Here is a 23,440-nt window from a genome sequence, read left to right as displayed (position 1 = left end):
CATACGAGGAATATTATACCACATTCCTAAGTCTATAGCCATACAGTGTTTTACACAATACTGAACATTTTATTAATTCGAAACAAAGGTGAGCCGAACCTCTTTGGGTACTCCGTCAAGCAGCAGATGATTGCAGAGACTGCCGTTTACCGTCATGCCTGCGTCATCACCGCGTTTGGCACTGACATGAATGGGTGTACCGCACAGATTAAGATTGAGCTCAAACTCCTGCCATTCAGAAGGGATGCATGGTGCAAATTCAACACGGTCGCCTTTTAGCCGAATGCCCAGCAAATGCTCGGTAACTGCTTTGTAGTACCAGCTCGAAGCACCGGTATACATACTCCAGCCGCCTCTGCCGTATGCGTTGGGGTTGGTGTAAATATCGGCGGCAAGGTAATACGGCTCTAGCTTATAACGCAGTGCGAGTTCGTGGTTTTGGCAGCGTGATACAGGGTTGAGCCAGTGAAGCAGACGGTACCCATCATCTGCCCTGCCTTGCGATAAAAGCGAAATTGCAAGCCATACACCCGCATGAGTGTATTGTCCGCCGTTTTCGCGGATTCCCTTCGGGTAAGCTTTTACATATCCTGGGTGCTGGTTGGAATCCGCAAAGGGTTTGTCAAACAATTTGATGATATGCAACTCATTATCTAAAAGATAGTGCAAGGCACTGTCGAGTGCAGTGTTGATACGATCTTGATTGGGCATTTGGCACAATGCCGAAAAACTTTGAGGCAAAGAATCGATACTGCACTCATCGTTCTTCTTGGTACCCATTGCACTGCCGTCATCGTAAAATGCACGCAGATACCATGCCCCATCCCAACAGTGCTCATCAATTGCTGCTTTCAATTGGGCAATTCGCTCTTCATATAACTTCGCCCGCTCATTGTCACCACGCTCGCGCACAATGGGCAGAAAATCGCGCAAAACAATTGTAAGGAACATGGCAAGCCATATGCTTTGCCCCTTACCTTCGTTGCCCACACCGTTGAAACCATCATTCCAATCTCCGCATCCAATCAGCGGCAAACCAAATTCGCCAAGGTTATATGCTTTTTCAATGGAGCGCACGCAATGGTCGTAGACACTGGCGGCATCACAACCACGCTGTACTTCAAAGTAGCGTTCTTTTTCGTTGATTCCAAGCAAGTCGCCCTGTACAAACGGCACAACAATATCCAAAATCGTACGATCTCCTGTTGCCTGCACATAGGCACTTACGGTATACGGCAGCCAGAGCAAATCATCGCTGTACTTCGTGCGTACCCCACGCAATCCTCCTCCGCTCTTGGGCAGATTATGCCACCAGTGCAGTACATCCCCCTCAGGGAACTGAGCTGCTGCCGCACGTAATATTTGATATTTGGCCGCTTTGGGGCGGAATAAAAGACAGGCGCAAACATCCTGGAGCTGGTCGCGAAAACCATAGGCACCACCACACTGATAAAATGCAGCGCGCCCCCAAACACGGCATTGTAGTATTTGATGCGGTATAAAATGATTGATTATCATATCCAAAGCGCGGTCGGGTGTGTTGATGACTAGATTTCCAATGGGCGGCGCAGAGGGCAAATCAAGCTCAGATAGGCGAAGCGCCGCTGCAGCATTTGCCGCCCAGACAAACCGATAATTTACGGTTATGCTCTGTTTGGGCTGCAACAAAAAGTCAACAAGCAACGCTGCGCAAGAGTCAACGCTGTTTTGCGTATTGCCGTCTTCCCAGCGCCCGCAGAAGAATTCTGCTCGGTCACAAACACAGCGGGGGGCATCTGCATCACAGCTAAGGCAGCTTACACCGCGCACCGCTGTTTGAAACGGATTGCGAACAATCAGCTTACCGCCTTCAAAGGTTGCAGATAGATAGCGTGAATCGGCGCGGTCAACCCCCAGTACCGGCTCTGTATAATAAGCAAGCGTTATTTTGCGCTCTGTAACAGCTCGATTGGTGAGTGTAACCGCAACTTGTTTGACACAGCCGCGCTCCGGCACAGTTACTGTGATTTCGGACGAAATATCATTTGCCATTCCCTCGTAACGTGCATCAGTTTGAGCAAAAGAACAGAGAGCGCCATTTACAAGGTTATAAAAATGCTTGTCACTGCGTAAAACAAGCATTTCGCCGTTGTTGCCGGCGGCAATGTCGTTGTACCACGGAGTCAGCTTATTTTCACGCGCGTTTACCGCCCAAGTAAAGCCAAGTGCTGTATCGCTTACCAGTGTTCCAAACACTGGGTTTGCAAGAATATGAGAAAATGGCAGCGGAGTTTCGCGGTCGACATAAAATCGCCCATTTACAAAAGCACCGCCTGTCACAGAAACGCTTGGTGTATCTTTTAGTTGCAACGGTACAACAGGTAGGAGGCGCACAGGCTCGTACTCACGGCTTGGCAAGTTGATACGTGCACCCGATTTTGGCGCAATATGCACAGCAGCAGCCTGAAGCAAAACCCATGCCGCCTCACCATGCTGTGCTAAGTTAATCAGGTACAGCCCTGCCCCGATTTGGTCGGCACAGCCGAGATTCTCAATGCAAGCAGTAAGCTCTTTTGGTTTGTCAGCCTCGTACGTAAAAACAAGGTCAAACGGTACTCCCGCCAACTTGCACTTTTTATACAGACTGATGTAAGCGGCTGTACGTTCGCGGTCATATCCATATTGGACAGGCATTAGAACAATAGGGCGGTCACCTGAGATGGACATCCCCCATAGGCCGGGTTTGCCAAGATCGTTTTCTGCTCGTGCAACATCATTTTCACGGCTGTCCCGTTTTGGGAACAACAGCTGCGGCAGCAATGTAAACGCAAGCCGGCCCTCAATCGTATCGTTTAGTAACGGATTGGTTGCGGCAGTATCGGCAGTGATTTTACCTTCGCCGCGCAGCCGTGTAATAGCAGAAACAGCTTCTTCACGCGTTTGACCTGCCGAAAAAATTTGAGTAAGGTGAATGCGTGCACCTGCGGGGATTTCAAGCGCAATTCGTAAAGCACAAGCGGCATCGGGGCAGCCTGTGCCCCCTGTAAAGTCTCGTTCTGCAAAATCCAGCAAATCGGCAAATCCGTTGGGCGCTTGCATCAGGTTTTCGCGCTGTGTTTCATACTCAAATGGTACATCCTCCAAAAAACCCGTAGCAAAGTAAAGCTGTTTTTTGGGGATTCGTTCGCGGCGAGAAAAAATTAAAACTCTGCTTTTTTCGTCGTATTCGGCTGTTACAAACAGCTTAGAGTAGGCAGGATGGGCAATATAATCTCGATTCGCCGCAAGAGTAGGCTCAAAATAAAGAAGCAGGCTGGATGAAATTTTCTGCTGTGAAAGGTTTTTGATTTGGTACTCGCGCTGTTCACACGGCAGTGTTGGATGCATTAAAACACGCATACCCGTTTTGATGCTGCGATGCTTTGCTTTAAACAGCATACCACCTGCCAGAAACTCTACACGATAACGTACTGCATTGTCATAAACAGGGGCGGAGGTAAACGAAAACGTATGCTCACCGGTATTAACAAACGCATATACACCGCAAGCCCCGCGCAGCAAATCAACAGGGCGGCGGGTAAGGTCTACACCGCTGTAACGCAAGCATCCCGCTCCGGTATCGGTCAACACATCGGCAAGCGCGCCGTTCGAAAGCAGCATTGCTTGCGGGCTTTGCGGGCGAATCGTTTCGTATTCTTCAGCAATCACCGGTTTCAAAGGTTCACGCTCCTTTAAGTCTTTAAACTTGATATTATCGTATACCACCGTATCGCGGCACACCTTTTCTTGCAGTAATTCTTTGGCAGCGTTCATACGATGATCACGGATAAAGCGATTTTGCATAATGTTATCGAACAGCGCATTACAAGCAGCAACCATACTCATACCCATATGGTGCGACATAAAGCTGCGGCACACACCATAATCAGAGGGTACGCGGCTTTTGGTAAAATCGACAGCCTCGTAAAAGCCGTAAGTGCCGTAAAAGCCCATCTTCTCCATACGGCGCAGATTTTTCATAGCGGCAACAGGGCTGAACGATAAGGTAAGAAACGTAGAATAAGGCGAAATAACCAACTCATCATTCATTCCACGCTTAACACCCAGCTTTTGTACCCCATGTGCTTTGTACTGATAGTTCAGCTGCCCATCGAATAAATAAAACGCACTTTCACTGATGCCCCACGGAGCTTTCTCATCGTGCACCCTGCGCCGTTGGCAATATATGCAGTAGCCCAACGCCTCTGAAAGCAAAGAGCCCTCATAAATAGGCAGCATTAAGTGGGGCATAAAATATTCAAACATCGTGCCTGTCCATGAAACGGGGCCTGCATATGCACCCTGCTGTGACATCGTACGGCTCATTGCTCCCCAGTGGCGTTTACTCACTTGCCTGGATGCAATTGCATAATATCCGGTCATACGCGCTTCGCTCATAAAAAAATCGTAATAGTTATCCATCATTTCGTCTATGCTTTCGTCATAACCAATGGAAAACAGCTTGCGGCGTTCATCGTAAAAAACGCTGATATCCATAGCGGCAATCAGCGCTTCGATACGCGCAACAAGAGGCTTTAAACCTGTACATTCAGTCTGATAATCAAGCAAACCTTCTTTGAGCGTTACAAGGCAACAAACTAAATTGCCGCTGTCTACCGATGAGATAAAGCGTGGTTCCAGTAAAGCAAGCGTGGTTGTATCGTACCAGTTGTATAGGTTGCCGTGCCATTTAGGCAGGCGCTCAACGGTGCTAATAACACGGCCGATGCGCGTGCAAAGCTCGTTGGTGCTTATAAAATCGAGATCTCTTGCAGCAAGCGTACTAAGCAGCAGCAGCCCGATATTGGTTGGCGAAGTACGATGTGCCACCGCATAAACAGGCGACTGCTGGATATTATCGGGGGGCAGGTAATGTTCTTGCTCGGTGGCATAGGTTTCAAAATAGCGCCACATCGCGGCAAGGTAACCCACAAGCCGTTCCCGCTCCGGTTCATCCAGTGCAGGCAGTGAGCGCGGTTTCGACCTCCCCGTATAGAGTACAAAAGGAACCAATGCAGTAAAAGCAAGCCCGTAAAAATGCAAAAAGGCATAGGGCGAAAAAAACAGGATTACAAGGCTAATCAGTTCTGCAAGCCAATAATGACGGAGCACATCAATCAAACGTCCTCCGCCTTCGCTGTCGGCTGCCGTTACCCATTGCAGTAAATTTTTATGGCTGACAAACTGGCGGTAAAGTGCCAAAACGATGGCATGCAGGCTGCGCAGAGCGGTTTGAGGCAGCATAATAAAAGCAAACACAGCTTTTGCAAGCTGCTCAATTGCCTGCGGTACAACACGAGTGAAGAATTTGCGTGAAAAAACAGACATCCCGTTTGCAGCAGCACCTGCAACAGCACCAATCAGCGGCTGATAGCCTATAGACAACAGCACCACCCAAAATAGAGCCAATGCCGAAGGCTCTGGCAGAAGCATAGCTGCAAGTACACAAATTAAGCTTATGACTGGGGTTAAAGAACGGCGCAGATTATCGAATAGTTTAAACCGGCTAAGCGCATTAATTGGATTGCGTGACCCGAAAATATACCGCAGATTTTGCCAGTCACCGCGAATCCATCGGTGCAGACGTGCAATCCAAGCTGTAATCGAGGATGGGAAGCTGTCGGACAGTTCCACATCAGAGAGCAAAGCAGTTCTCAAGTAAGCACTTTCTAATATATCATGGCTGAGGATTTGATTTTCGGGGAAACGGGTGTTAAGCAATTTGTAAAAGCAATCGGTATCCATAAGGCCTTTCCCCGCAAAAATCGCCTCATGAAACAAATCTTGATAGAGGTCTCCCGCGGCTTCATCGTAGGCAGTAACACCGCCGATGCCTGCCATAATGCGCGAAAAAGGGGTTTTTCCTTGGCTTTCGAGCGTGGTGCATATGCGTGGTACAAAAATGCCGTACCCTTGCGTAACAATGCCCTTGATATCATCGACCACTGCTCGGTTTAAAGGGTGTGCAGCGGCAGAAATCATCCGCCCTGCGGTGTCAAACAGCAGGTTGGTATCACTGTCCAGTGCCAGAAGATAACGCATAGCATAAAGGCGTTCTTTGCTGCCAACAAAAGTGTGCAAGCTGGTAGTATCGCCTTTGGAACAGCGGATAAACTCGGTAATTGCACCGCGCTTTCGTTCCCATCCGCTGAAGCGCCCTTGTGTTTTATTATAAACGCGCCCCCGTACAAACAGCATAAATCGTTCGCCGTATTGTGCATTTAAGAGGCGAATTTCGTCCGAAAGTGCCTGTACCTGCCGGTCATCTTCTGGGCAAGCGGGGCGGTCGCTTTCTTTAAAATCGGCAAGCAAACAAAAACATAGGTCATCCGCCGCATTGCACCAATAAAGTTGTTCCAACCGTCTTGCTGCGGCAGGTGCATCACCGGGGCGGGGCATAAGGATAGATACCGCCACAATTGTTCCACGCGCTGTTTGCTCTGAATGCTCTTTATTCATATGCGGGATGTGGTCGAGGCGGGCACCCGTCATTACAATGCGCTCTATGGTTGGGCGAACAATCTCCCATAGGGGGAAAAAGCTTAAAATACCCACAGCGAAACTGCCGGTAAGGTACCCCAAGCCATGAGCTAGTAGGTACGTAATAACCGGTGTACCTGCCATATAGAGCCGCCTGCGCCAACGGTTTTCTTTATCCAAAACATCATTTTCTAATATATAAAGCCCCACATGGCGGCTGCGAACATCTGTGCCTGCTTTTGCATTGCTCAATAGTTTTTCGGCACAGATTCGTTCGCTTTGATTTGTTTTTTCTGCAATACGCCCAACTAAAAAGCGATAGCAGCCGCGGCTTTCTTCCTCCATGTTCGGGTAGATACCGGCAGGGTCGCACAGCAAGGTTGATTCTACAATGCTGTATTTGCAAACAAGGGCGTCAAAATCCAGTGCCGCTAATTTTGTAAGCGAAGTAATCGCAAAAGAGATATTTTGATCACTTTTATTTTCAATACAAGCTGAACATGCCATGCTAAGCAGAGTTATTTTGAGTGCAAGCGGAATATAGCCGAATTCTGTTACGGTAAGGTCACGGTACTGCTGCACTTCGTTTACGATATCCTCTGCAAGCTGTTGCGAAATAACAGGATGAGCGGCAAGGATAGCATCGCAGACAAGGCTGAGCTGCGGCAGCTTGCCGCTTAAAGGAAGTTTTGAAGTAGTTTTTAGCTCACGTGCGGTTTGTTTTGCTTCTTTTTCAAGTACATAAAAATTATCGCAAAGCCACATTTCTACAGGGCTTTTGTCGGGAGCATTCAACTGGTTGCGATACAGCCGTTTCATCTTGCGCAAATAACCCAGCAACAGTCTGCGCAGCGGTGCGGGGCGCTTTTGTGCAGTTACAGGCTGTTGTTTTATCACCTGTGCAATCAATTGTTTGAATTGCAATTCATTCATAGTATCGATCCTTTATCTGTTACTCCATTCATTCGGTGCATCGTGTGCAGGCAAAGCCTGTTAGCTCTGCAAACCGTAGCGTGTAATTTTTGTTTTTAAATTGATTTGATAGGTAAACTGTGGCAACAGTTCATCGTAGCGGTTTTGATTTTGTTGATACCATTGCGGCTCATATTTTTTTAGTAAATTCGCAAAATCAAAAATGTCGCTGGAATAGTTGCGCAAACACGCAGACAAAGCACCTTCCATTTCACCGTAAATAACTTCAGCCTGCATTTGTTCAATTTGGTTCAGATGCGAAAGGAGCTGGCTGCCGTCTTGAGGCACAAAGCTTTCTTCTATATGGCTTTTTACCGAGCAATCAATTGCAAAATGAGGTATACCGTTAATTATAGACGGTTTGATTTTTGTTTTTGTGTCAACTACCTCAAGTGATATTTTACCCAACTGCAGATTACCGACAGTGATGCTTGTTCCCTTTACGTCATTGCGCAACAACATTACACCGCGCGTTTCATTCTGATTTAATTTGCCACTTAGCCGATTGTGGCTGTATACAGCGGTGCCAAGCACCTCTATGCTTTCTTCTTTCTCGTTATTCTTACTTTTTGCGATAATGGGCATATAAGCACCTGTATGCCCGTTTTCTTTCGCGTTTACAATATGCCGTACCTGCCCCCGCAGGATTTTAGCGTTTACCTCGGTGTTATCGAGCATATTCTTTACAGAAATCATGGGCACGGGTGCTTGTTCCAGCTCTGCAGAAAGGATATCTACAGCTTTCCCATCCGCCATTACCACATCTACATTTGGGCGAGATTGGTGATTGGTATTGAAGTAGTTGATTACAATATCAAGGCCTTGCTTGGCAGTATCCTCGCCTATAACAATCATCTTATTCTGCCCATAGAAAATCTGTTTACCCTGTTTAAGTGATGCTTTTTCAAACGCATTCGCGATGGTATCGCCCTCCGTCTGTAAAACCACGCTGTTGTTTTTCCCCGCACTGATGGAGGGCTCGGCGCCGCCGCCCTTTGCTTCAAAAATTTGCAAAGTCAATTGATAGTTATTCCCATCAAAGTCAATCCCTATCCCCTGCACAATCGCCCGCTGATTGACTCGCACAGGCTTTGTACATCCGCAAAGCGATAGCAAAGCCAAAACAAAAACAGCTGCTGATTTTAACATTTTCAAAATGCACCCCTCCTTTTAACAAACAATGACCAAATAAGCAGTGCAAAAGGAATTAACACTGCAAGTATTGCAACAGGCAACCCCGAATGCAGTACCCCATGTACCCTTGTGAGGTAAGGCAAGCTTGATGAAATAATCAAAGCACCGCCTGCTGAAACCGCTGTGCCGATTAGAATGCGTGTTTTTTTCAAGCGCTTCGGCAGCAGATAACCAAGGCATTGCGACGCGAGATAGAGATAAACCGATACTTTTACAAAAGCGATAAAAGTCCATAACGTTATGTGCAGGCTGTCCAATCGCTGAAAAATCGACATTTCTGCAATGACTGCCAGAGAAAAAAACGGGAACATCTGTGATTTTGCGTAATCGCCCAAGCCCACTGTCAGCAACGTAACCATATACTCCACCGCAATAAAACTTAAAATAGCCCAGTAGATAAAACTTTTGTTGATATTGCCTTTTAAATCGGGAGCCAGTAAAAGCCAAATTACAACGTCAAAATTAGCAAAACAATGCTTCACTGCCTGCTTTGCCACCGCTGTGGCACCCTCATACATCGGGTTTTGCAGGTAAACGAAGTTGGCGCTGGGCAAAACAGCAATCGAGATAAAAACAAGTGCTGCTAGAGACAGAAAAAACACAAAAGTATTGACACGTGTTACAGGCTCTAGCCCCATAAATGCACCATAGGCGCATACCGCTGTAAACGTTAGAATGAAAAAAATCGGACTTGTCTGTGGATAAATCACGGATGTGAGCAAAAATTCAAAGTTACTGATTGTGTTGGCTGCAACAAATGCAGTGTACAAAAACAACAACACAGCCAAAACCTTACCTGTAATTTTATTAAGCTGCAAAGCACAGTCTACAATGTTGCATTCTTTGTATCGGTTAAGCAACAGCGCTGCCGGCAGCAGAATAAGCGCAAGCAAAAGATGCGAAACTGGTAAAGCAATCATAGCAGAGGCGGTATTTTCCAAGCTTCCCATCTGAGGCGCAAACGTGAGCAGATTGAAAATACGAAACATCACCATCAGCATAACAATCTGTTTGCTGTCTATCAGCGTATTTCGGATCATCTACAGGCTCCCCCCTTTACCGCCAACCTCACTGCCGGGAAGCCGCTGAATCTTGAGTGTTCGCTTTCCGAGAGTTTTCCACGATGCTCGAATGAACACATCACGAAGGCCAAAAAGCTTATACGGTGATGCAGCTGACGTTGCAGGTACACCATAGGCATTTAACGCGCATAAATTAACAAATACTATGCACAGAACCAAAGTAATACCGTACATCCCAAACAATCCGCCTATTACAATAAACAAAAAGCGCAAGATGGTAACGGGTTCGTACAGCGACGGTACCACAAAAGAACTAATTGCGGTGAGTGCCACAACCATAACCATGGGGGAACCAATCAGCCCCGCTTTTACTGCCGCATCACCAATAACAAGCCCGCCGACAATACCAATCGCATGCCCGATAGCGCGAGGCAGGCGTAAACCCGCCTCACGCATAATTTCATAAATTAAATGGATGAGCAACGCTTCGAACATAAGCGGGAACGGGGTAGTCTCCTCCGATGCGGCGATGTTTAACAGCAGCGTTTCGGGGAACAGCTCGGGGTGAAAGGTTGCTATGGCGACATAGGCTCCCGGGAGCAAAATGGTAAAAAAGAACGCAGCATACTTCATAATACGTATAAAAGAGGAATAAAACGGGCGATGAGAGTAATCGTCCATTGTTTGAAAATGTTCGCTGAAAAGATAGGGTACCACCAGCGCAAACGGTGTGCCGTCTACCAACACCACAACCCTGCCCTCAGCTATTTTGGCGCATACGGTATCCGGGCGCTCCGTAATACCTACGTTAGAAAAGATGGAGCCGATGTTGGTATCGAGAAACGGCTGGATATATCCCGAGTCCAACACCATATTGAGGTCGATTTTCGAGATACGGCTGCGTATATCCTGTAATATTTCAGGCGATACCATATTGGAGATATAACAAAGGCAAAGATCTGTTTTACTGGTTTGCCCTGCCCCCGCAAACTCGAACACCAGCCTGGACGATTTAATTCGGCGGCGGATAAGCGCCATATTGGTTCGGATAGGCTCTACAAAACCCTCGCGCGAACCGCGTACGTTCACTTCAGAATCCGGCTCTGAAATAGAACGTGATGCAAACCCTTGCAACCCTGCAATGACAGCAACATCAATTCCATCAATCAAGACGCCAACAAATCCGGACATTAACGCCTTGAAAAGTTCGCCGAGAGTGTAAACCTCTTTTTGTTCCGGTGCAAGCATTGCTTCAAAGCGAATCCAGTGCAGAAGGCTCTGCGGTGTGGGGTTTTCCAGTTTTAAGTTAGTGAGAGGTTTGACAAGAGCCTCTGTTAAATTTTGAGTGCTTACCATCCCTTCAAAAGTGAGTATTTGCACCTTCTGCCCGCAGATGATCATTTCTTTATTGACAAAATCAGCTGTATTGTGTAATTTTTCTCGCATATCAATAATGTTTTGGCTTAAATCTTTGCTTAACTTCTCGTCATCGCCCAAAGGCGGCGAGTTTTTTGCATATGCCGCTGAAGATGAACGCTCTATTATTTTGCCAACTTTTTGAAAAAACATCTGTTTTGCACCTCCGATAAAATGCAGTTTATATAACCTAATCATTGCCAAATTTCACACATTTATGTTTGATAGGCATAAAAAAACATCACGATCAAATACTAGTCGTGATGTTTTGCAGTTTTATATTGGGTTTGGAGGCGGTACAATGTCGATATTTTTTCTGCGTACAATTATATTGTATTTCGTGATTGTGTTTTCGCTGCGAATAATGGGTAAACGTCACCTAGGTGAGCTGCAGCCATCGGAATTTGTCGTGGCAATTATGATTTCGAATATTGCAACATTGCCGATTGAGGATACCAATATACCGCTGGTTGCAGGGATTGTTCCTATACTAACTCTGGTGAGCTTTGAAGTAATTATCTCTTCGATTGGATTGAAATGCAAAACAGTGCGAAAACTGGTTTCAGGCAACCCAATCATTATTATACGCGATGGGGTAATTGATCAAAAAAAAATGCGCGAGCTGCGTTACAGTATTGATGATTTGATAGAACAGCTGCGCAGTAAAGATATATTTGATATATCTGAGGTTGCTTACGCAATTGTTGAGACAAACGGGCAATTAAGTGTTTTTCAAAAATATCCTTATCGCATTACAACCAACGAAGATTTGAATATACCCGAACCAAGCTGTGCAGATTCGCCCCCGATGGTTTTAATCAGTGACGGTGAACTGATTGAAGATACGCTGAACTACTGCAATCTTCGGAAGGAATGGCTAGAAAAGACACTGCGTGAACAGGGTGTAGAGCAGAAAGATATTTTTATTATGACATGTAACCGGGCAGCAAATTACCATTTGGTTTTGCGAGAAAAAAAGAAAAAAGAGAATAAAGGCGGTGGAGGCTCTTGAAGCGAATGATTATTTCTCTTTTAATGATTGCACTGATTGTCACTTTGAGTATTATGAATTCGATTACGCTTTATAAAATACGCATTGAGCTTTCGGATTATTTAGAAAATATGACTCAAAAACTTTATAACGGTTCGGCACAGGACATTGTGGAAGATACAGAAAATTTTAAAGAATTGTGGCACGAACGCGAAGAAAAACTGGTACGGTTTATAAGGCATTCCGATTTAGAGCAAATAACGTGGGATTCTGCTCGGCTGCCTGAACTCGCCCGTTACGGAGATACATCCGAACTGGCTGCAGAAATCAAACGAATACAGCTGCAGGTAAATCATTTATGGGAAACACAAATGCCGCGCTTACGAACCGTGTTTTAATGCAAAAAAAGGAACGCGCAGTGCGTTCCTTTTGTGTCTTCATTTTTCTTTAAGCAGAACCTTAAGTTCATCCATAAATGAGTTGATATCTGCAAATTGGCGGTAAACAGATGCGAACCGGACATAAGCCACTTCGTCTATTTTTTTAAGCTTTTGCATTGCCATTTCGCCAATTTGATAAGATGATACTTCTCGCTCAAGCATGTTCAGAAGCTGCGTTTCAATATCGTTTACAATATTGTCCAGCATCTCGACAGATATTGGACGTTTTTCGCAGGCACGAACCAAACCGTTCATCAGTTTATTGCGGTCAAACATCTCGCGAGACTTGTCCTTTTTGATGACAACCAATGGCATTGTCTCTACAACTTCATAAGTTGTAAACCGTTTTTCACAATTAAGGCACTCCCGGCGACGCCTGATTTTTTCATCTGTCGGCCGGGAATCAATTACTTTTGTTTCTTCATATCCGCAAAAAGGACATTTCATCCGTATCATCTCCTAGGCTTTAAATACTTCATATTGTATCATGTTGCCACTACGGATACAAGTTAAAACCAACATTTTATGTTTCTTTTCGGTTAAAGTAAGTAATCCTCAACCACATCCCAAACGGAATCTACAGTTACGTGGTTTCTGTTACACAACGCAACTAATTTTTCTACATAACGGCGGTAAGAAGAAATATCAGAAATAGCCGCTACACATTCATCTTCGCAGTACAATGCAAGCCCGTAAACTGTTATTCCTTCGCATTCCTCTGCTTCACACCTCCCTTCAATTAATTCTGTTCTCCAACCTTGCTGCAGGATTGCTGTGGATTTTTTCAAAGCTTGCTTCAATTTTGACCCCTCCTTTTACCTTTAAATTATATAGTAATGAGTCTCATTTTGAAAAAGTTTTTTTCGACTATTTTCGACTTTTTGTTCATAATTTCGTTACTATATATAAAATATAAGAGGAAAAATTAGAATATATTCTAATCGTTTGTCGAATAATGTAAATATTTAATTTACTGTATAGCTTTTAGCCAACAATACGACTTGTATAAATCAGCAGCTGACTTATAGTTGCTGCGGTATAGCTCTATCACTCCTAAGCCCTTGTAACAATCCGCTTTCAAGTGTTTTTCAAACTCAGCAAAATTAAATATCCCGCTACCAGGTGCCAGACAGTCTTCTTTTGAGTTGTGGTCGCTCAAATGTACATGTACCAGCCCTTTTGCCATTGCTTTGTACATTGCAAAAATATCTTCTCCCGAACGGATTGCCTGTTTCAGGTCTAGTACAAAACGCACATCGTCTTTTAAATATTCGTACATGTGCCAAATAAATGCACTGCTGCGGCTGCGGCAACGTTCCACGTTCTCTTGCGCCAAAATCACATCGTGGCGCTTTGCATGCAAAAACATCTCGCCAAAACGGTCATAATACACTTCATCGGGCAGCAAGCCTTCTTTACGGTCACCATGAAGTACAACAATTTTAGCACCCAATAAATTGGCTGCGTGGTAATAATCTTCATACATCGTCATTGCATCTTGAAAGCGCCGCTCATAATTCGTAAAAAACATAAATGGTTCAAAACCGGATGAATAAGGATGAATTGCGATGATATTCATTGCATAAAAATCACATATTGCCTTAAGGTTTTTAAGAAAATCGGTGCGTAGTTCGCTTGGTGCATTTATAAAAATCTCAACCGCAGAGACACCCAGCTTTCCCACAGTTTCAAGTGCTTTTTCCGTCTCCATGGGATATAGGCAAGCGGTAGATATTCCAATATTCAATGCTTTGCCCCCTAACAATCAATCGTGTTAAAAGTATACCACAAGCAAATTAAAAAAGACAGAATAAAGGGCACTTTAAAATTATATTGTTTCGATGCAAAAGGCAGACAGTGAATACTCACTGCCTGCCTTAAATTGGTTTTAAAAATATTTAGAAGAACTATGCTGCTTTTTTCACTTTGTATTCCTGCCAAGATGTCCAAAGCGCAGGCGCAATGCACACAGAGGAATACAGACCGGAAACCATACCCATTGTCAGCGGGAAAGCAAAGGAAAGAATCGAATCCAAACCATATACTTTGCCTACGATGCATACAACTGCCATAGCTGCAATTGTAGCTACGCTGGTCATAACAGTACGGCCGAGAGACTGGTTGACGCTCTTGGTGACAAGATCTGCCAAAGGCACATTTTTACCAAGGAGTTTTCGATTTTCACGTATACGGTCGTAGATAACGATGGTAGCATTCAGCGAGTAACCAATGATGGTGATAACCACCGCAATAAAGTTTTCGTTCAGCGGAATACGGCAGATAATAAAGGTTGCATATACAACGATAGAATCGTGTAGCAGTGCGAGCATACACATAACGCCCGCAGACCAACCGCCGATTTTACGGAAACGAAATGCAATATAAACAACCATCAAAAATGCCGAAAGCACAAGGGCTACCATACATTTTGCAAAAAACTCTTTACCGATGGTGGGGTCAACGTTGCTGATCTCTGTAGCAACAAAGTTTTGCCCAGGATATTCTGCCTGAAGAGCATCCGTTAATGCCAACTGGCTGTCGGACGAAAGGCTCTTGTCTGAGGTTAGCGAAACAACCATATTGGTATTACCGGTTGCAATATCAACTGCCTCTTGTACACTGACATTTTCATTAAGAGTTTTTTGTATAAACTCTTCAGCTGCAGCTTTATCAACCTCACCCGTATGAGAATAAGTAATGATAGAACCGCCCTTAAACTGAATATCAAGCTGTATACCAAATACCAAAGTAGATAGAATGGATAAAGCGATTATCACTATAGAGATAGTATAAAACAGCTTTCTTTTTCCACAAAAATCTATCATTATTTGTCACCTCCGTACAGCCATGCTTTGCGGAAGCATTTAAACTGCGAAATTGATTTGAGCATTAGTCGAGACAGTAACACACCGCACAGGAAGTTCATAATAATACCTACTAGCAAAGTGTAACCAAACGAGTAAATTGAACCCGCAGTAGAAGGGCCAAAGAAATGGAAAATAGGGCTGAGTAGATTTGCAAATACGGTACCCGGTGCGCCAAACGCACCCATAAGCACAACTGCTACAAAGATAACCGTGATATTACCGTCAAAAATTGCACTCCAGCCTTTATCAAAGCCCAATTCAATAGCGCCGTCAAGCGATTTGCCTGCTTTTAATTCTTCTTTGATACGCTCATTTGTAATAACGTTTGCGTCAACACCCATACCGATACTCAGAATAATACCTGCGATACCGGGGAGTGTCATTGTAAAGCTGGGGATGGTGGGAAAAAAACCGGTTGTAGATGCAATAATACCTGTAACCTGAGCCACCAATGCAATACATGCAATCACACCGGGGAGTCTGTAAAATACTATCATCAGTATGCAAACCAGTATAAATGCAATTACACCTGCAAGCACCATTGCATCTTTCGCGCCCATACCAAGTGTGGGAGAAAGAGTGTTAAAGTTGCCTGTTTGCAATTTAAAGGGCAGCGCACCTGCGTTAATCTTATCTGCGAGAGATTTTGCCTCTTCAACAGTGAAGTTGCCCTCAATGGTAGCTTTACCCTCTGTTATTTTTGCGTTTACAGTGGGGTATGAAATAACTGTATCATCCATCCAAATAGAAATTACGTTATTAGGGGATGGTTGCCCTACCAGCTTGCCGGTTGCATCGGCAAATTTCTGTTTACCGCTGTCGTTCAGCTCCAGTGCAACAACGGGTTTGTTGTTTTCAGGATTCATGGTTGCAAATGCTGTTTTAATGTCGTTACCCTGCAAGATAGTATTATCTTTGGTTACACCTATGGGTTTACCTTGAGCATCTACATTAATGCCTTCGCGGAAGGTAAGCATAGCGGTTGCGCCAAGCTCTGCAATTGCAGCCTCGGGGTCAAAATTCGTCTCATCCTGTTTCCATGGGAAACGTACGATGATACGATCTTTATTGTAATCCGTATATACTTCAGAATCCGTAATGTTCAGCGATAGGAGCCTGAGTTTGATAACTGATTCTGCCGATGCCATCTGTTCGTTGGTTGCATCAAAATCTTCCGGCGGGCTAAACGTTACGTCAACGCCTCCGCGAATATCAATGCCCCATCGAATATCACCCGCGCCTTTGATGTAAGTCTTTGTTACATCACCAAAGGTTGAACTTATGCCGTAAAACGTAGCGTAAGTCAGGAGGGCGATAAACAGCGCCACTATGAAAAACACCGGTTTGCCAATTCTTTTCATGTGTAAACCTCCACTTTTTTGTTGTCCTGTCCGCGGGAGTTTTACCCATTTTTTACACATTCCCGTCGACATTCATAACTTTTATTATATTTTAATCGGCATCAAATGTCAATCAAAATATAACAACAACAATATGGACTTATCATTCCTTTATGGTATTGTATAATGATAAAGATTGTATTAAGCAGGCTGCGCTGATATAATGATACTATATTTGCATTTTAAAGGAGTTATTATGAACAACTGGGAATACATATTATTTGATTTTGACGGTACAATTGTCAACAGCGAAGAGGGTATCACGAAGGGCGTTGCTTACTCTTTAAAACAATTAGGCATAGAAATTACCGATTTGAACAAGCTACGTGTTTTTATCGGCCCTCCCCTGCGTGAATCTTATATAGAATTTTATGGGTTGGATGAAGATCAGCTTGCAAAAGCAACTGTAGCATACCGCGATTATTACCATGCTAAGGGTTTGTTTGAATGTCATCCTTATAAAGGCATTGCCCAATTATTGCATCGCTTAAAGAATACCGGCAAAAAGGTAATTTTGGCAACGAGCAAACCGCAGTATTTTGCAGAGGAAATATTAAAGAAATTTGATTTAATGCATTATTTTGATTTTATCAGCGGCAGCGGACTGGACGGTTCGCGCACCGATAAAGCGGAGGTAATAGCCTATGCGCTGGAGCAGTGCCGCATTAAAGACCTTGACAAGGTATTGATGGTGGGTGACCGAAAGTACGATGTAATGGGTGCGAAAACAGCAGGGCTGCGCTGTGCAACTGTACTGTACGGTTTTGGCGACCGCGCCGAATTTGAAAAAGCAGGCGCCGATTATATTGTAACCGACGTTACGGAATTGGAATCCCTTTTGCTTGGGCAAAAATAAATATAGCTACAACAAAAAGAAACAACTACCTTTCCCCTAGCAAAATGTTTGGAGTTTGAATAACTTCGGCGTTTTGCTTAGGGTTTTTTTATTATTAATTTGGTATATGTTTACAAATGAGCATATAAGTATTAATGTTGAGTAAGCAGGATGCCATAAATGTAAATGACTTAAGGTTAACTGCAAAATACATATTTATTTCTTCCCATTTATTGTATCAAACAATACTACTGTTTAGGTATGATTGGTTACAAAAGGAGGAGCTTATGAAGGGAAAATTATCGAAAGTTTGGCTGCCACTGATGGTTTCAGGTGTCGTCTTAGCCACCATCTCGGTTGTGGTAGTGCTAAGAACCAGTAAACCAGAGAACCCTTTCCCACTTAGCACGGAAGTAGTAGAAAAAGCAATGGAAGAGCAAAGCTTACAATGGAAAATTGGGGAGTCGACATCCTTTAGCGATGGAAATGTAAATTATGAAGTTCGTAATGAAAACGGAAAGATAACCGTATTTATTACCTCCACCCTTGCTAATAATGATAAAGGGCAACTTAGCGGTACCGTAAATGCAGCAAACGAACGGCGATTTCTTGAAGTAATGCTGTTACCCCCTACGACATATGAATCTAAGTTGACAGAAGCAATCACAGAAGAACAATGGCCCGCTATGTTTGACTTTGCATGCAGCTTATATGGGGGACCAAGAAATTCGAAAAAGGTGTATCGCCAGTTTAAGAAGGCTACTAAGGACGAAAAATATGAGCCATCAAAGGGCAAAAAAATTGTTTGGCTAAAGAAAATTGATGGGGTTCGCTATGTAGTGTCAATGCGTCCCTCTGAAAAATATTATGGGCGTTTTGATCTTCTTTCCATCATGCTTATGAATGACGTTTGCTACAAAGATTATCTTGCTGCGATGAAGCGTTTTGAAGAAAAGCAAGCAGAACAAGAAAAGAAAAAAGCAGAGCGTTCTGCCGCTTTAAGCTCTGCAGGTTCCTAATAATTTTTGACTTTTAACCATATTGAAAAACAGTATGTATACAAACCACAAAAACCTCCAGCCATCAATTTGGCGGGAGGTTTTTTGTTGTGACGCAATTATACTGCAAGCTCTGCACGCTCACCGAGAATTTCTTTGTTGGCATCCAGAAGCGGTTTTATTATCTCACTGATATACTCGTCTACCTGTTCGACACTTCTGCCCACAAAATGGATGGGTTTTAGGATAGCATCAATTTCGTGACGGTCAAGCTTAAAGTCGGGGTCGGCACAGACACGGTCGATGAGGTCGTTCTCCATCCCCTGCTCTTTTACCATTTTTGCAGCAGCAATGGAGTGCACGCGCAGTTTTTCATGCAGCTGCTGGCGGTCTCCGCCTTTTTTTACAGCGCTCATCATAATGTTTTCGGTTGCCATAAAGGGCAGTTCTTTCATCACACGCTGTTCTACTACCTTGGGGTATACCACAAGCCCATTGCAGACGTTGAGCATAATGTTGAGAATAGCATCGACAGCGAGAAAAGCCTCTGCAACCGCAATGCGCTTGTTGGCAGAATCGTCGAGGGTACGTTCAAACCACTGGGTTGCCGATGTAAACGCGGGGTTCAGGCTATCTACCATTACATAGCGGGCAAGCGACGTAATACGCTCACTGCGCATGGGGTTGCGCTTATACGGCATGGCAGAAGAACCAATTTGGTGTGTTTCAAACGGCTCTTCCATCTCTTTAAAGTTTTGCAGTATGCGCAGGTCGTTGGAGAATTTACTGGCAGACTGCGCTACCCCCGACAAGGTGTTCAGTACAAAGCTATCCACTTTACGCGAATAGGTTTGGCCTGATACGGGTACACATTCTGAGAAGCCCATTTCTTTTGCAATCTTCTGCTCCAGCGCTTTAATTTTTGTTGCGTCTCCATCGAACAGTTCAACAAAACTTGCCTGAGTACCTGTAGTACCCTTTGAGCCCAACAGCTTCAGCGAACCGATGCGATGCTCGATTTCTTCTATATCCATATACAATTCATTCATCCACAGGGTTGCGCGTTTGCCTACGGTTGTAAGCTGAGCAGGCTGCAAATGAGTGTAGGCAAGAGCAGGCATGTCTTTGTATCTCACTGCAAAATCGGCAAGCAGTGCAATTACGTTGATGAGTTTGCGCCGTACCACCTCAAGTGCTTCTTTCATAATAATGATGTCGGTATTATCGCCCACATAACACGAGGTTGCACCAAGATGAATGATGCCCTTTGCATTGGGGCACTGCACACCGTAAGCGTAAACATGGCTCATTACATCGTGGCGGCATTCGCGCTCACGCTGCGCGGCTACATCAAGGTTCAGTTCATCCTTATGAGCTTCCAGCTCGTCAATCTGCTGCTGCGTGACAGGCAAGCCCAGCTCCATTTCTGCACGGGCTAGAGCAATCCATAATCTTCGCCAAGTTTTAAACTTTTTGTCTGCAGAAAACAGCTCCTGCATTTCAGGGCTGGCATAACGTGAGCTGAGTGGGCTTTCGTAGTTTTTACTCATCAGTTTTCCTCCAACATCCTCTAAAATGGGTTTGCACTTTATGTCTATTATTTTACATGGATTTTGTGGAATATGCAATATACTTGGTATGACTATTCTTTTACTTAAATGCCCCAATGCAATGAATACAATGCATACATTCATATGATAAACAGAAGCAGCCGCCTTATTATAGGCGGCTGCTTCTGCGGTAGATCTATTTGTTAGCCAGGATTTTGTCAATACTCACAAGCTTTACGCACAACACAAACAATTCGGTTGCGGTTGCAAGCTCATCGGGTGTGGGGAACGACGGCGCAATGCGGATGTTGCTGTCATACGGGTCGTTACCATAGGGGTAGGTTGCGCCCGCAGGCGTCATAACAACGCCTGCCTCTTTGCATTTAGCAATTATCGCTTTTGCACAGCCTTCGAGTGCCTCAAACGAAATGAAATAACCGCCTTTGGGGCGAATCCAACTGCCGATATCACAGGAAGACAGTTCTTTATCCAAGGTATCAAGCACCGCCTCAAACTTGGGGCGAAGAATATCTGCATGAAGCTTCATATGTGCCTTCATACCATCAAGGTTTTTGTAATAACGCACATGGCGTAGCTGATTAAGCTTATCGTAACCAATGGTTTGGATTGCCATTTGTTTTTTGATAAATTCCAAATTTGCAGCGGATGCCGCAATTGCTGCAACGCCTGAACCAGGAAAGCTGATTTTAGAAGTAGAGCAGAACTTAAACACCAAATCGGGGTTACCTGCACGTTCACACTCCGCTAAAATTTCAATCAGCACATCTTGGTCATCTTCGTAGAGGTGATGAACACCGTAAGCATTATCCCAGTAGATGCGAAAATCTTTTGCTACGGGTTTTAGGCGTGCAAAACGACGAACGGTATCGTCCGAGTAAGTAATGCCTTGCGGGTTGGAATATTTGGGCACACACCAAATACCTTTAATCGCATCATCCTCTGTCACCAGTTGTTCTACCATATCCATATCCGGTCCAACCGATGTCATAGGAACGGGAATCATCTCGATGCCAAAATACTCTGTGATGGCAAAATGGCGGTCGTACCCCGGTACAGGGCAAAGAAACTTTACCTTATCAAGTTTACACCATGGGGTGCTGCCCATAACTCCGTGAGTAACAGAGCGGGAAACGGTGTCGTACATGATATTCAAGCTGGAGTTACCGTAAATAATAATATTCTCAGGAGGCACCTCAATCATATCTCCGAGAAGCTGCTTTGCTTCCGAAATGCCGTCAAGGATACCATAGTTTCTGCAGTCTACACCCTCGGCACATTTGAGATTGGCGGTACTGTCCAGCACATCCATCATCTTCATAGAAAGGTCCAGCTGATCTGCTCCGGGTTTGCCGCGTGACATATCCAGTTTAAGCCCTTTTGCTTTAAATGCCTCAAATTTTGCATCAAGCTCTTTTTTAAGCTGCAAAAGCTCTTGTTTTCCCATCGATTCATAAGACGACATAACGATCCTCCTATAATTGGCGCAGCAATCGGGTCGTTATTGTCCCATGCGCCTTTGCATGAAATTTTACTTCATTAAAAAAATCATAAACTCGAAGTAACTACGGTATATTGTACCTCAAGAACGACGTTTTTGCAAGTTTAATTTTCAGTTCTTGCATATCATATGCTAAAATTCGGGAATGTGCTACTGTAGCAGCAAAAAAAATATGCATTTTTGTACATTTAGCAGTGAAATAAAAAGGCAGAGCCTGTTTTAACAAGCTCTGCACATGCATTTTTCTATTTATTAATATTCAGCCGAACCGGTGGTTCTGGGGAACGGAAGTACATCGCGGATATTCGAAATACCTGTCATGTACATAATCAGGCGTTCAAAGCCCAAGCCGTAACCTGCATGTTTGGTACCGCCGTAACGGCGCAGGTCGAGGTACCAAGAGTAATCGTCTGCTTTAAGATCCAATTCTTCCATACGAGAAAGCAGAACGTCCAAACGCTCTTCTCTTTGGCTACCGCCGATGATTTCGCCAACACCCGGAACTAAAAGGTCCATTGCGGCAACGGTTTTATTGTCATCGTTCATTCTCATATAAAATGCTTTGATCTCTTTGGGGTAATCGGTAACAAACACCGGTTTTTTGAAAATCTTTTCGGTGAGGTAACGCTCGTGCTCGGTTTGTAGGTCGCAACCCCAGTAAACAGGATAATCAAACTCATCTTTATGCTCTTCGAGCAGTTTAACTGCCTCGGTATAGGTAACCTTACCAAAATCGGAATCGACAAGGTTGGTAAGGCGAGATATCAGCGCTTTGTCAGGGTCGTAGAAATCGTTAAAGAACTTCATCTCGGCAGGGCACTGCTCCATTACATACTTCAGCACATATTTAATCATATCTTGTGCAAGCTGCATATCGTCGTCCAAATCTGCAAATGCAATCTCAGGCTCAATCATCCAAAACTCTGCTGCATGGCGCGCCGTGTTGGAATTTTCGGCACGGAATGTGGGACCAAAGGTATACACCTTAGCAAATGCCATTGCCATGCACTCTGCCTCAAGCTGCCCCGAAACGGTAAGGCAGGTCATCTTGCCAAAAAAGTCTTGGCTGAAATCGACGCTGCCGTCCTCTTTAAGAGGAGGATTTTTAGCGTCTAACGTGGTGATACGGAACATTTCACCCGCACCCTCACAGTCGCTGCCTGTAATCAAAGGGGTGTGTGCATAGACAAAGCCACGCTCGTTAAAAAATTTATGGATAGCATATGCCGCTACCGAACGCACACGGAACACTGCCGCGAATGTATTGGTGCGGGGACGTAAATGTGCGATAGAACGAAGATATTCTAATGAATGACGTTTTTTCTGCAACGGATAATCGGGAGCAGAAGCACCCTCGAGTTCTATTTTTTGTGCATGAATTTCAAGCGGTTGTTTTGCATTGGGGGTAAGAACAACCGCACCGGTAACGATAATTGCTGCACCAACGTTAAATTTAGCAACATCTTTAAAATTATCTATTTTACTGTCCTCAAAAACAATTTGAAGATTATTGAAATTCGAGCCATCGTTCAGCTCAATAAAGCCAAGCTGCTTGGAATCTCTGATGGTTTTTACCCATCCGCCGACGGTAACTTGCTTATCTGCAAGCTCTGTCGCATTTTGCCAGAGCCATTTAATCTCTGTTCTCTGCATGGTATTCCCTCCGTTATCTTGTATGACCGAAATAGTCGTGTCTTATTATTATATTACAAAAAGCAGGTGGTTACAAGGGGATTAC

16 protein-coding genes are annotated in these 23,440 nt (G+C 44.4%); 4 read left to right on the top strand and 12 right to left on the bottom strand.

Annotated features, from left to right (window positions below; translation table 11 throughout):
* Positions 1 to 72: 72 nt before the first annotated feature.
* Genes EDD70_RS05555 through EDD70_RS05540 form a run of 4 tightly spaced genes read right to left on the bottom strand, consistent with a single transcriptional unit; the run spans position 73 to position 11,255 of the window.
* On the bottom strand, positions 73 to 7,431 hold the full coding sequence (locus tag EDD70_RS05555; protein WP_092752177.1) for a GH36-type glycosyl hydrolase domain-containing protein: 7,359 nt from the start codon (positions 7,429 to 7,431) through the stop codon (positions 73 to 75).
* A gap of 60 nt (positions 7,432 to 7,491) precedes the next feature.
* Positions 7,492 to 8,619, bottom strand: a complete 1,128-nt coding sequence (locus EDD70_RS05550) for a Ger(x)C family spore germination protein (protein ID WP_242943132.1) — start codon at positions 8,617 to 8,619, stop codon at positions 7,492 to 7,494.
* Positions 8,620 to 8,621: 2 nt separating this feature from the next.
* Complete coding sequence (locus EDD70_RS05545) at positions 8,622 to 9,704, bottom strand: GerAB/ArcD/ProY family transporter (protein WP_092752181.1); 1,083 nt, start codon at positions 9,702 to 9,704, stop codon at positions 8,622 to 8,624.
* Entirely contained in the window at positions 9,705 to 11,255 is a 1,551-nt protein-coding gene (locus tag EDD70_RS05540) for a spore germination protein (protein ID WP_162840803.1), read from the bottom strand.
* Positions 11,256 to 11,403: 148 nt separating this feature from the next.
* Between EDD70_RS05540 and EDD70_RS05535 the strand changes: the two genes are divergently transcribed.
* Entirely contained in the window at positions 11,404 to 12,114 is a 711-nt protein-coding gene (locus EDD70_RS05535; protein ID WP_242943076.1) for a DUF421 domain-containing protein, read from the top strand.
* A gap of 5 nt (positions 12,115 to 12,119) precedes the next feature.
* A complete protein-coding gene (locus EDD70_RS05530) occupies positions 12,120 to 12,491 on the top strand; it encodes a DUF4363 family protein (protein WP_092752185.1) in 372 nt (123 codons plus the stop codon).
* A 39-nt stretch (positions 12,492 to 12,530) separates the two neighbouring features.
* On the opposite strand, the gene nrdR is transcribed toward EDD70_RS05530, so the two are convergent.
* The 5 genes from nrdR to secD all read right to left on the bottom strand — a co-directional run bounded on the left by nrdR (position 12,531) and on the right by secD (position 16,761).
* Positions 12,531 to 12,980, bottom strand: coding sequence for a transcriptional regulator NrdR (nrdR, locus tag EDD70_RS05525; protein ID WP_092752187.1), 450 nt, complete (start codon positions 12,978 to 12,980; stop codon positions 12,531 to 12,533).
* Positions 12,981 to 13,072: 92 nt separating this feature from the next.
* On the bottom strand, positions 13,073 to 13,333 hold the full coding sequence (locus EDD70_RS05520; protein WP_092752189.1) for a DUF6514 family protein: 261 nt from the start codon (positions 13,331 to 13,333) through the stop codon (positions 13,073 to 13,075).
* A gap of 170 nt (positions 13,334 to 13,503) precedes the next feature.
* Complete coding sequence (locus EDD70_RS05515) at positions 13,504 to 14,280, bottom strand: sugar phosphate isomerase/epimerase family protein (protein ID WP_092752191.1); 777 nt, start codon at positions 14,278 to 14,280, stop codon at positions 13,504 to 13,506.
* Between the two features lie 160 nt (positions 14,281 to 14,440).
* Positions 14,441 to 15,358: a protein translocase subunit SecF gene (gene secF / locus EDD70_RS05510; protein ID WP_092752193.1), complete on the bottom strand. Its 918-nt coding sequence runs from the start codon at positions 15,356 to 15,358 to the stop codon at positions 14,441 to 14,443.
* Positions 15,358 to 16,761: a protein translocase subunit SecD gene (gene secD / locus EDD70_RS05505; protein ID WP_092752195.1), complete on the bottom strand. Its 1,404-nt coding sequence runs from the start codon at positions 16,759 to 16,761 to the stop codon at positions 15,358 to 15,360. The genes secF and secD overlap by 1 nt, the downstream gene beginning before the upstream one ends.
* 235 nt (positions 16,762 to 16,996) lie before the next feature.
* Between secD and EDD70_RS05500 the strand changes: the two genes are divergently transcribed.
* Positions 16,997 to 17,656, top strand: coding sequence for an HAD-IA family hydrolase (locus EDD70_RS05500; RefSeq protein ID WP_092752197.1), 660 nt, complete (start codon positions 16,997 to 16,999; stop codon positions 17,654 to 17,656).
* A 266-nt stretch (positions 17,657 to 17,922) separates the two neighbouring features.
* On the top strand, positions 17,923 to 18,654 hold the full coding sequence (locus EDD70_RS05495) for a hypothetical protein (RefSeq protein WP_092752199.1): 732 nt from the start codon (positions 17,923 to 17,925) through the stop codon (positions 18,652 to 18,654).
* A 98-nt stretch (positions 18,655 to 18,752) separates the two neighbouring features.
* On the opposite strand, the gene purB is transcribed toward EDD70_RS05495, so the two are convergent.
* The 3 genes from purB to asnS form a co-directional block, all read right to left on the bottom strand.
* Positions 18,753 to 20,183 carry an adenylosuccinate lyase gene (purB, locus tag EDD70_RS05490; protein ID WP_092752201.1) on the bottom strand — a complete coding sequence of 477 codons (1,431 nt, stop codon included), beginning with the start codon at positions 20,181 to 20,183 and terminating at the stop codon, positions 18,753 to 18,755.
* Positions 20,184 to 20,379: 196 nt separating this feature from the next.
* Positions 20,380 to 21,666 (bottom strand): aspartate aminotransferase type Ic, encoded by a 1,287-nt coding sequence (locus tag EDD70_RS05485; protein ID WP_092752203.1) that lies wholly within the window; start codon positions 21,664 to 21,666, stop codon positions 20,380 to 20,382.
* A gap of 288 nt (positions 21,667 to 21,954) precedes the next feature.
* Positions 21,955 to 23,355: an asparagine--tRNA ligase gene (gene asnS, locus EDD70_RS05480; RefSeq protein ID WP_092752205.1), complete on the bottom strand. Its 1,401-nt coding sequence runs from the start codon at positions 23,353 to 23,355 to the stop codon at positions 21,955 to 21,957.
* Positions 23,356 to 23,440: the final 85 nt, after the last annotated feature.

It is taken from the genome of Hydrogenoanaerobacterium saccharovorans (assembly GCF_003814745.1).
GTDB lineage: Bacteria > Bacillota > Clostridia > Oscillospirales > Ruminococcaceae > Hydrogenoanaerobacterium > Hydrogenoanaerobacterium saccharovorans.
This window is presented reverse-complemented; position numbering and strand designations above follow the sequence as displayed.

Excerpts from the sequence above, each read along its gene's own strand:
- nrdR (WP_092752187.1), bottom strand. The coding sequence starts at position 12,980 with ATGAAATGTCCTTTTTGCGGATATGAAGAAACAAAAGTAATTGATTCC.
- purB (WP_092752201.1), bottom strand. The coding sequence starts at position 20,183 with ATGAGTAAAAACTACGAAAGCCCACTCAGCTCACGTTATGCCAGCCCT.
- EDD70_RS05555 (WP_092752177.1), bottom strand. The coding sequence starts at position 7,431 with ATGAATGAATTGCAATTCAAACAATTGATTGCACAGGTGATAAAACAA.
- EDD70_RS05535 (WP_242943076.1), top strand. The coding sequence starts at position 11,404 with ATGTCGATATTTTTTCTGCGTACAATTATATTGTATTTCGTGATTGTG.
- EDD70_RS05540 (WP_162840803.1), bottom strand. The coding sequence starts at position 11,255 with ATGTTTTTTCAAAAAGTTGGCAAAATAATAGAGCGTTCATCTTCAGCG.
- EDD70_RS05530 (WP_092752185.1), top strand. The coding sequence starts at position 12,120 with ATGATTATTTCTCTTTTAATGATTGCACTGATTGTCACTTTGAGTATT.
- EDD70_RS05495 (WP_092752199.1), top strand. The coding sequence starts at position 17,923 with ATGAAGGGAAAATTATCGAAAGTTTGGCTGCCACTGATGGTTTCAGGT.
- secF (WP_092752193.1), bottom strand. The coding sequence starts at position 15,358 with ATGATAGATTTTTGTGGAAAAAGAAAGCTGTTTTATACTATCTCTATA.
- asnS (WP_092752205.1), bottom strand. The coding sequence starts at position 23,355 with ATGCAGAGAACAGAGATTAAATGGCTCTGGCAAAATGCGACAGAGCTT.
- EDD70_RS05500 (WP_092752197.1), top strand. The coding sequence starts at position 16,997 with ATGAACAACTGGGAATACATATTATTTGATTTTGACGGTACAATTGTC.
- secD (WP_092752195.1), bottom strand. The coding sequence starts at position 16,761 with ATGAAAAGAATTGGCAAACCGGTGTTTTTCATAGTGGCGCTGTTTATC.
- EDD70_RS05545 (WP_092752181.1), bottom strand. The coding sequence starts at position 9,704 with ATGATCCGAAATACGCTGATAGACAGCAAACAGATTGTTATGCTGATG.
- EDD70_RS05485 (WP_092752203.1), bottom strand. The coding sequence starts at position 21,666 with ATGTCGTCTTATGAATCGATGGGAAAACAAGAGCTTTTGCAGCTTAAA.
- EDD70_RS05550 (WP_242943132.1), bottom strand. The coding sequence starts at position 8,619 with ATGTTAAAATCAGCAGCTGTTTTTGTTTTGGCTTTGCTATCGCTTTGC.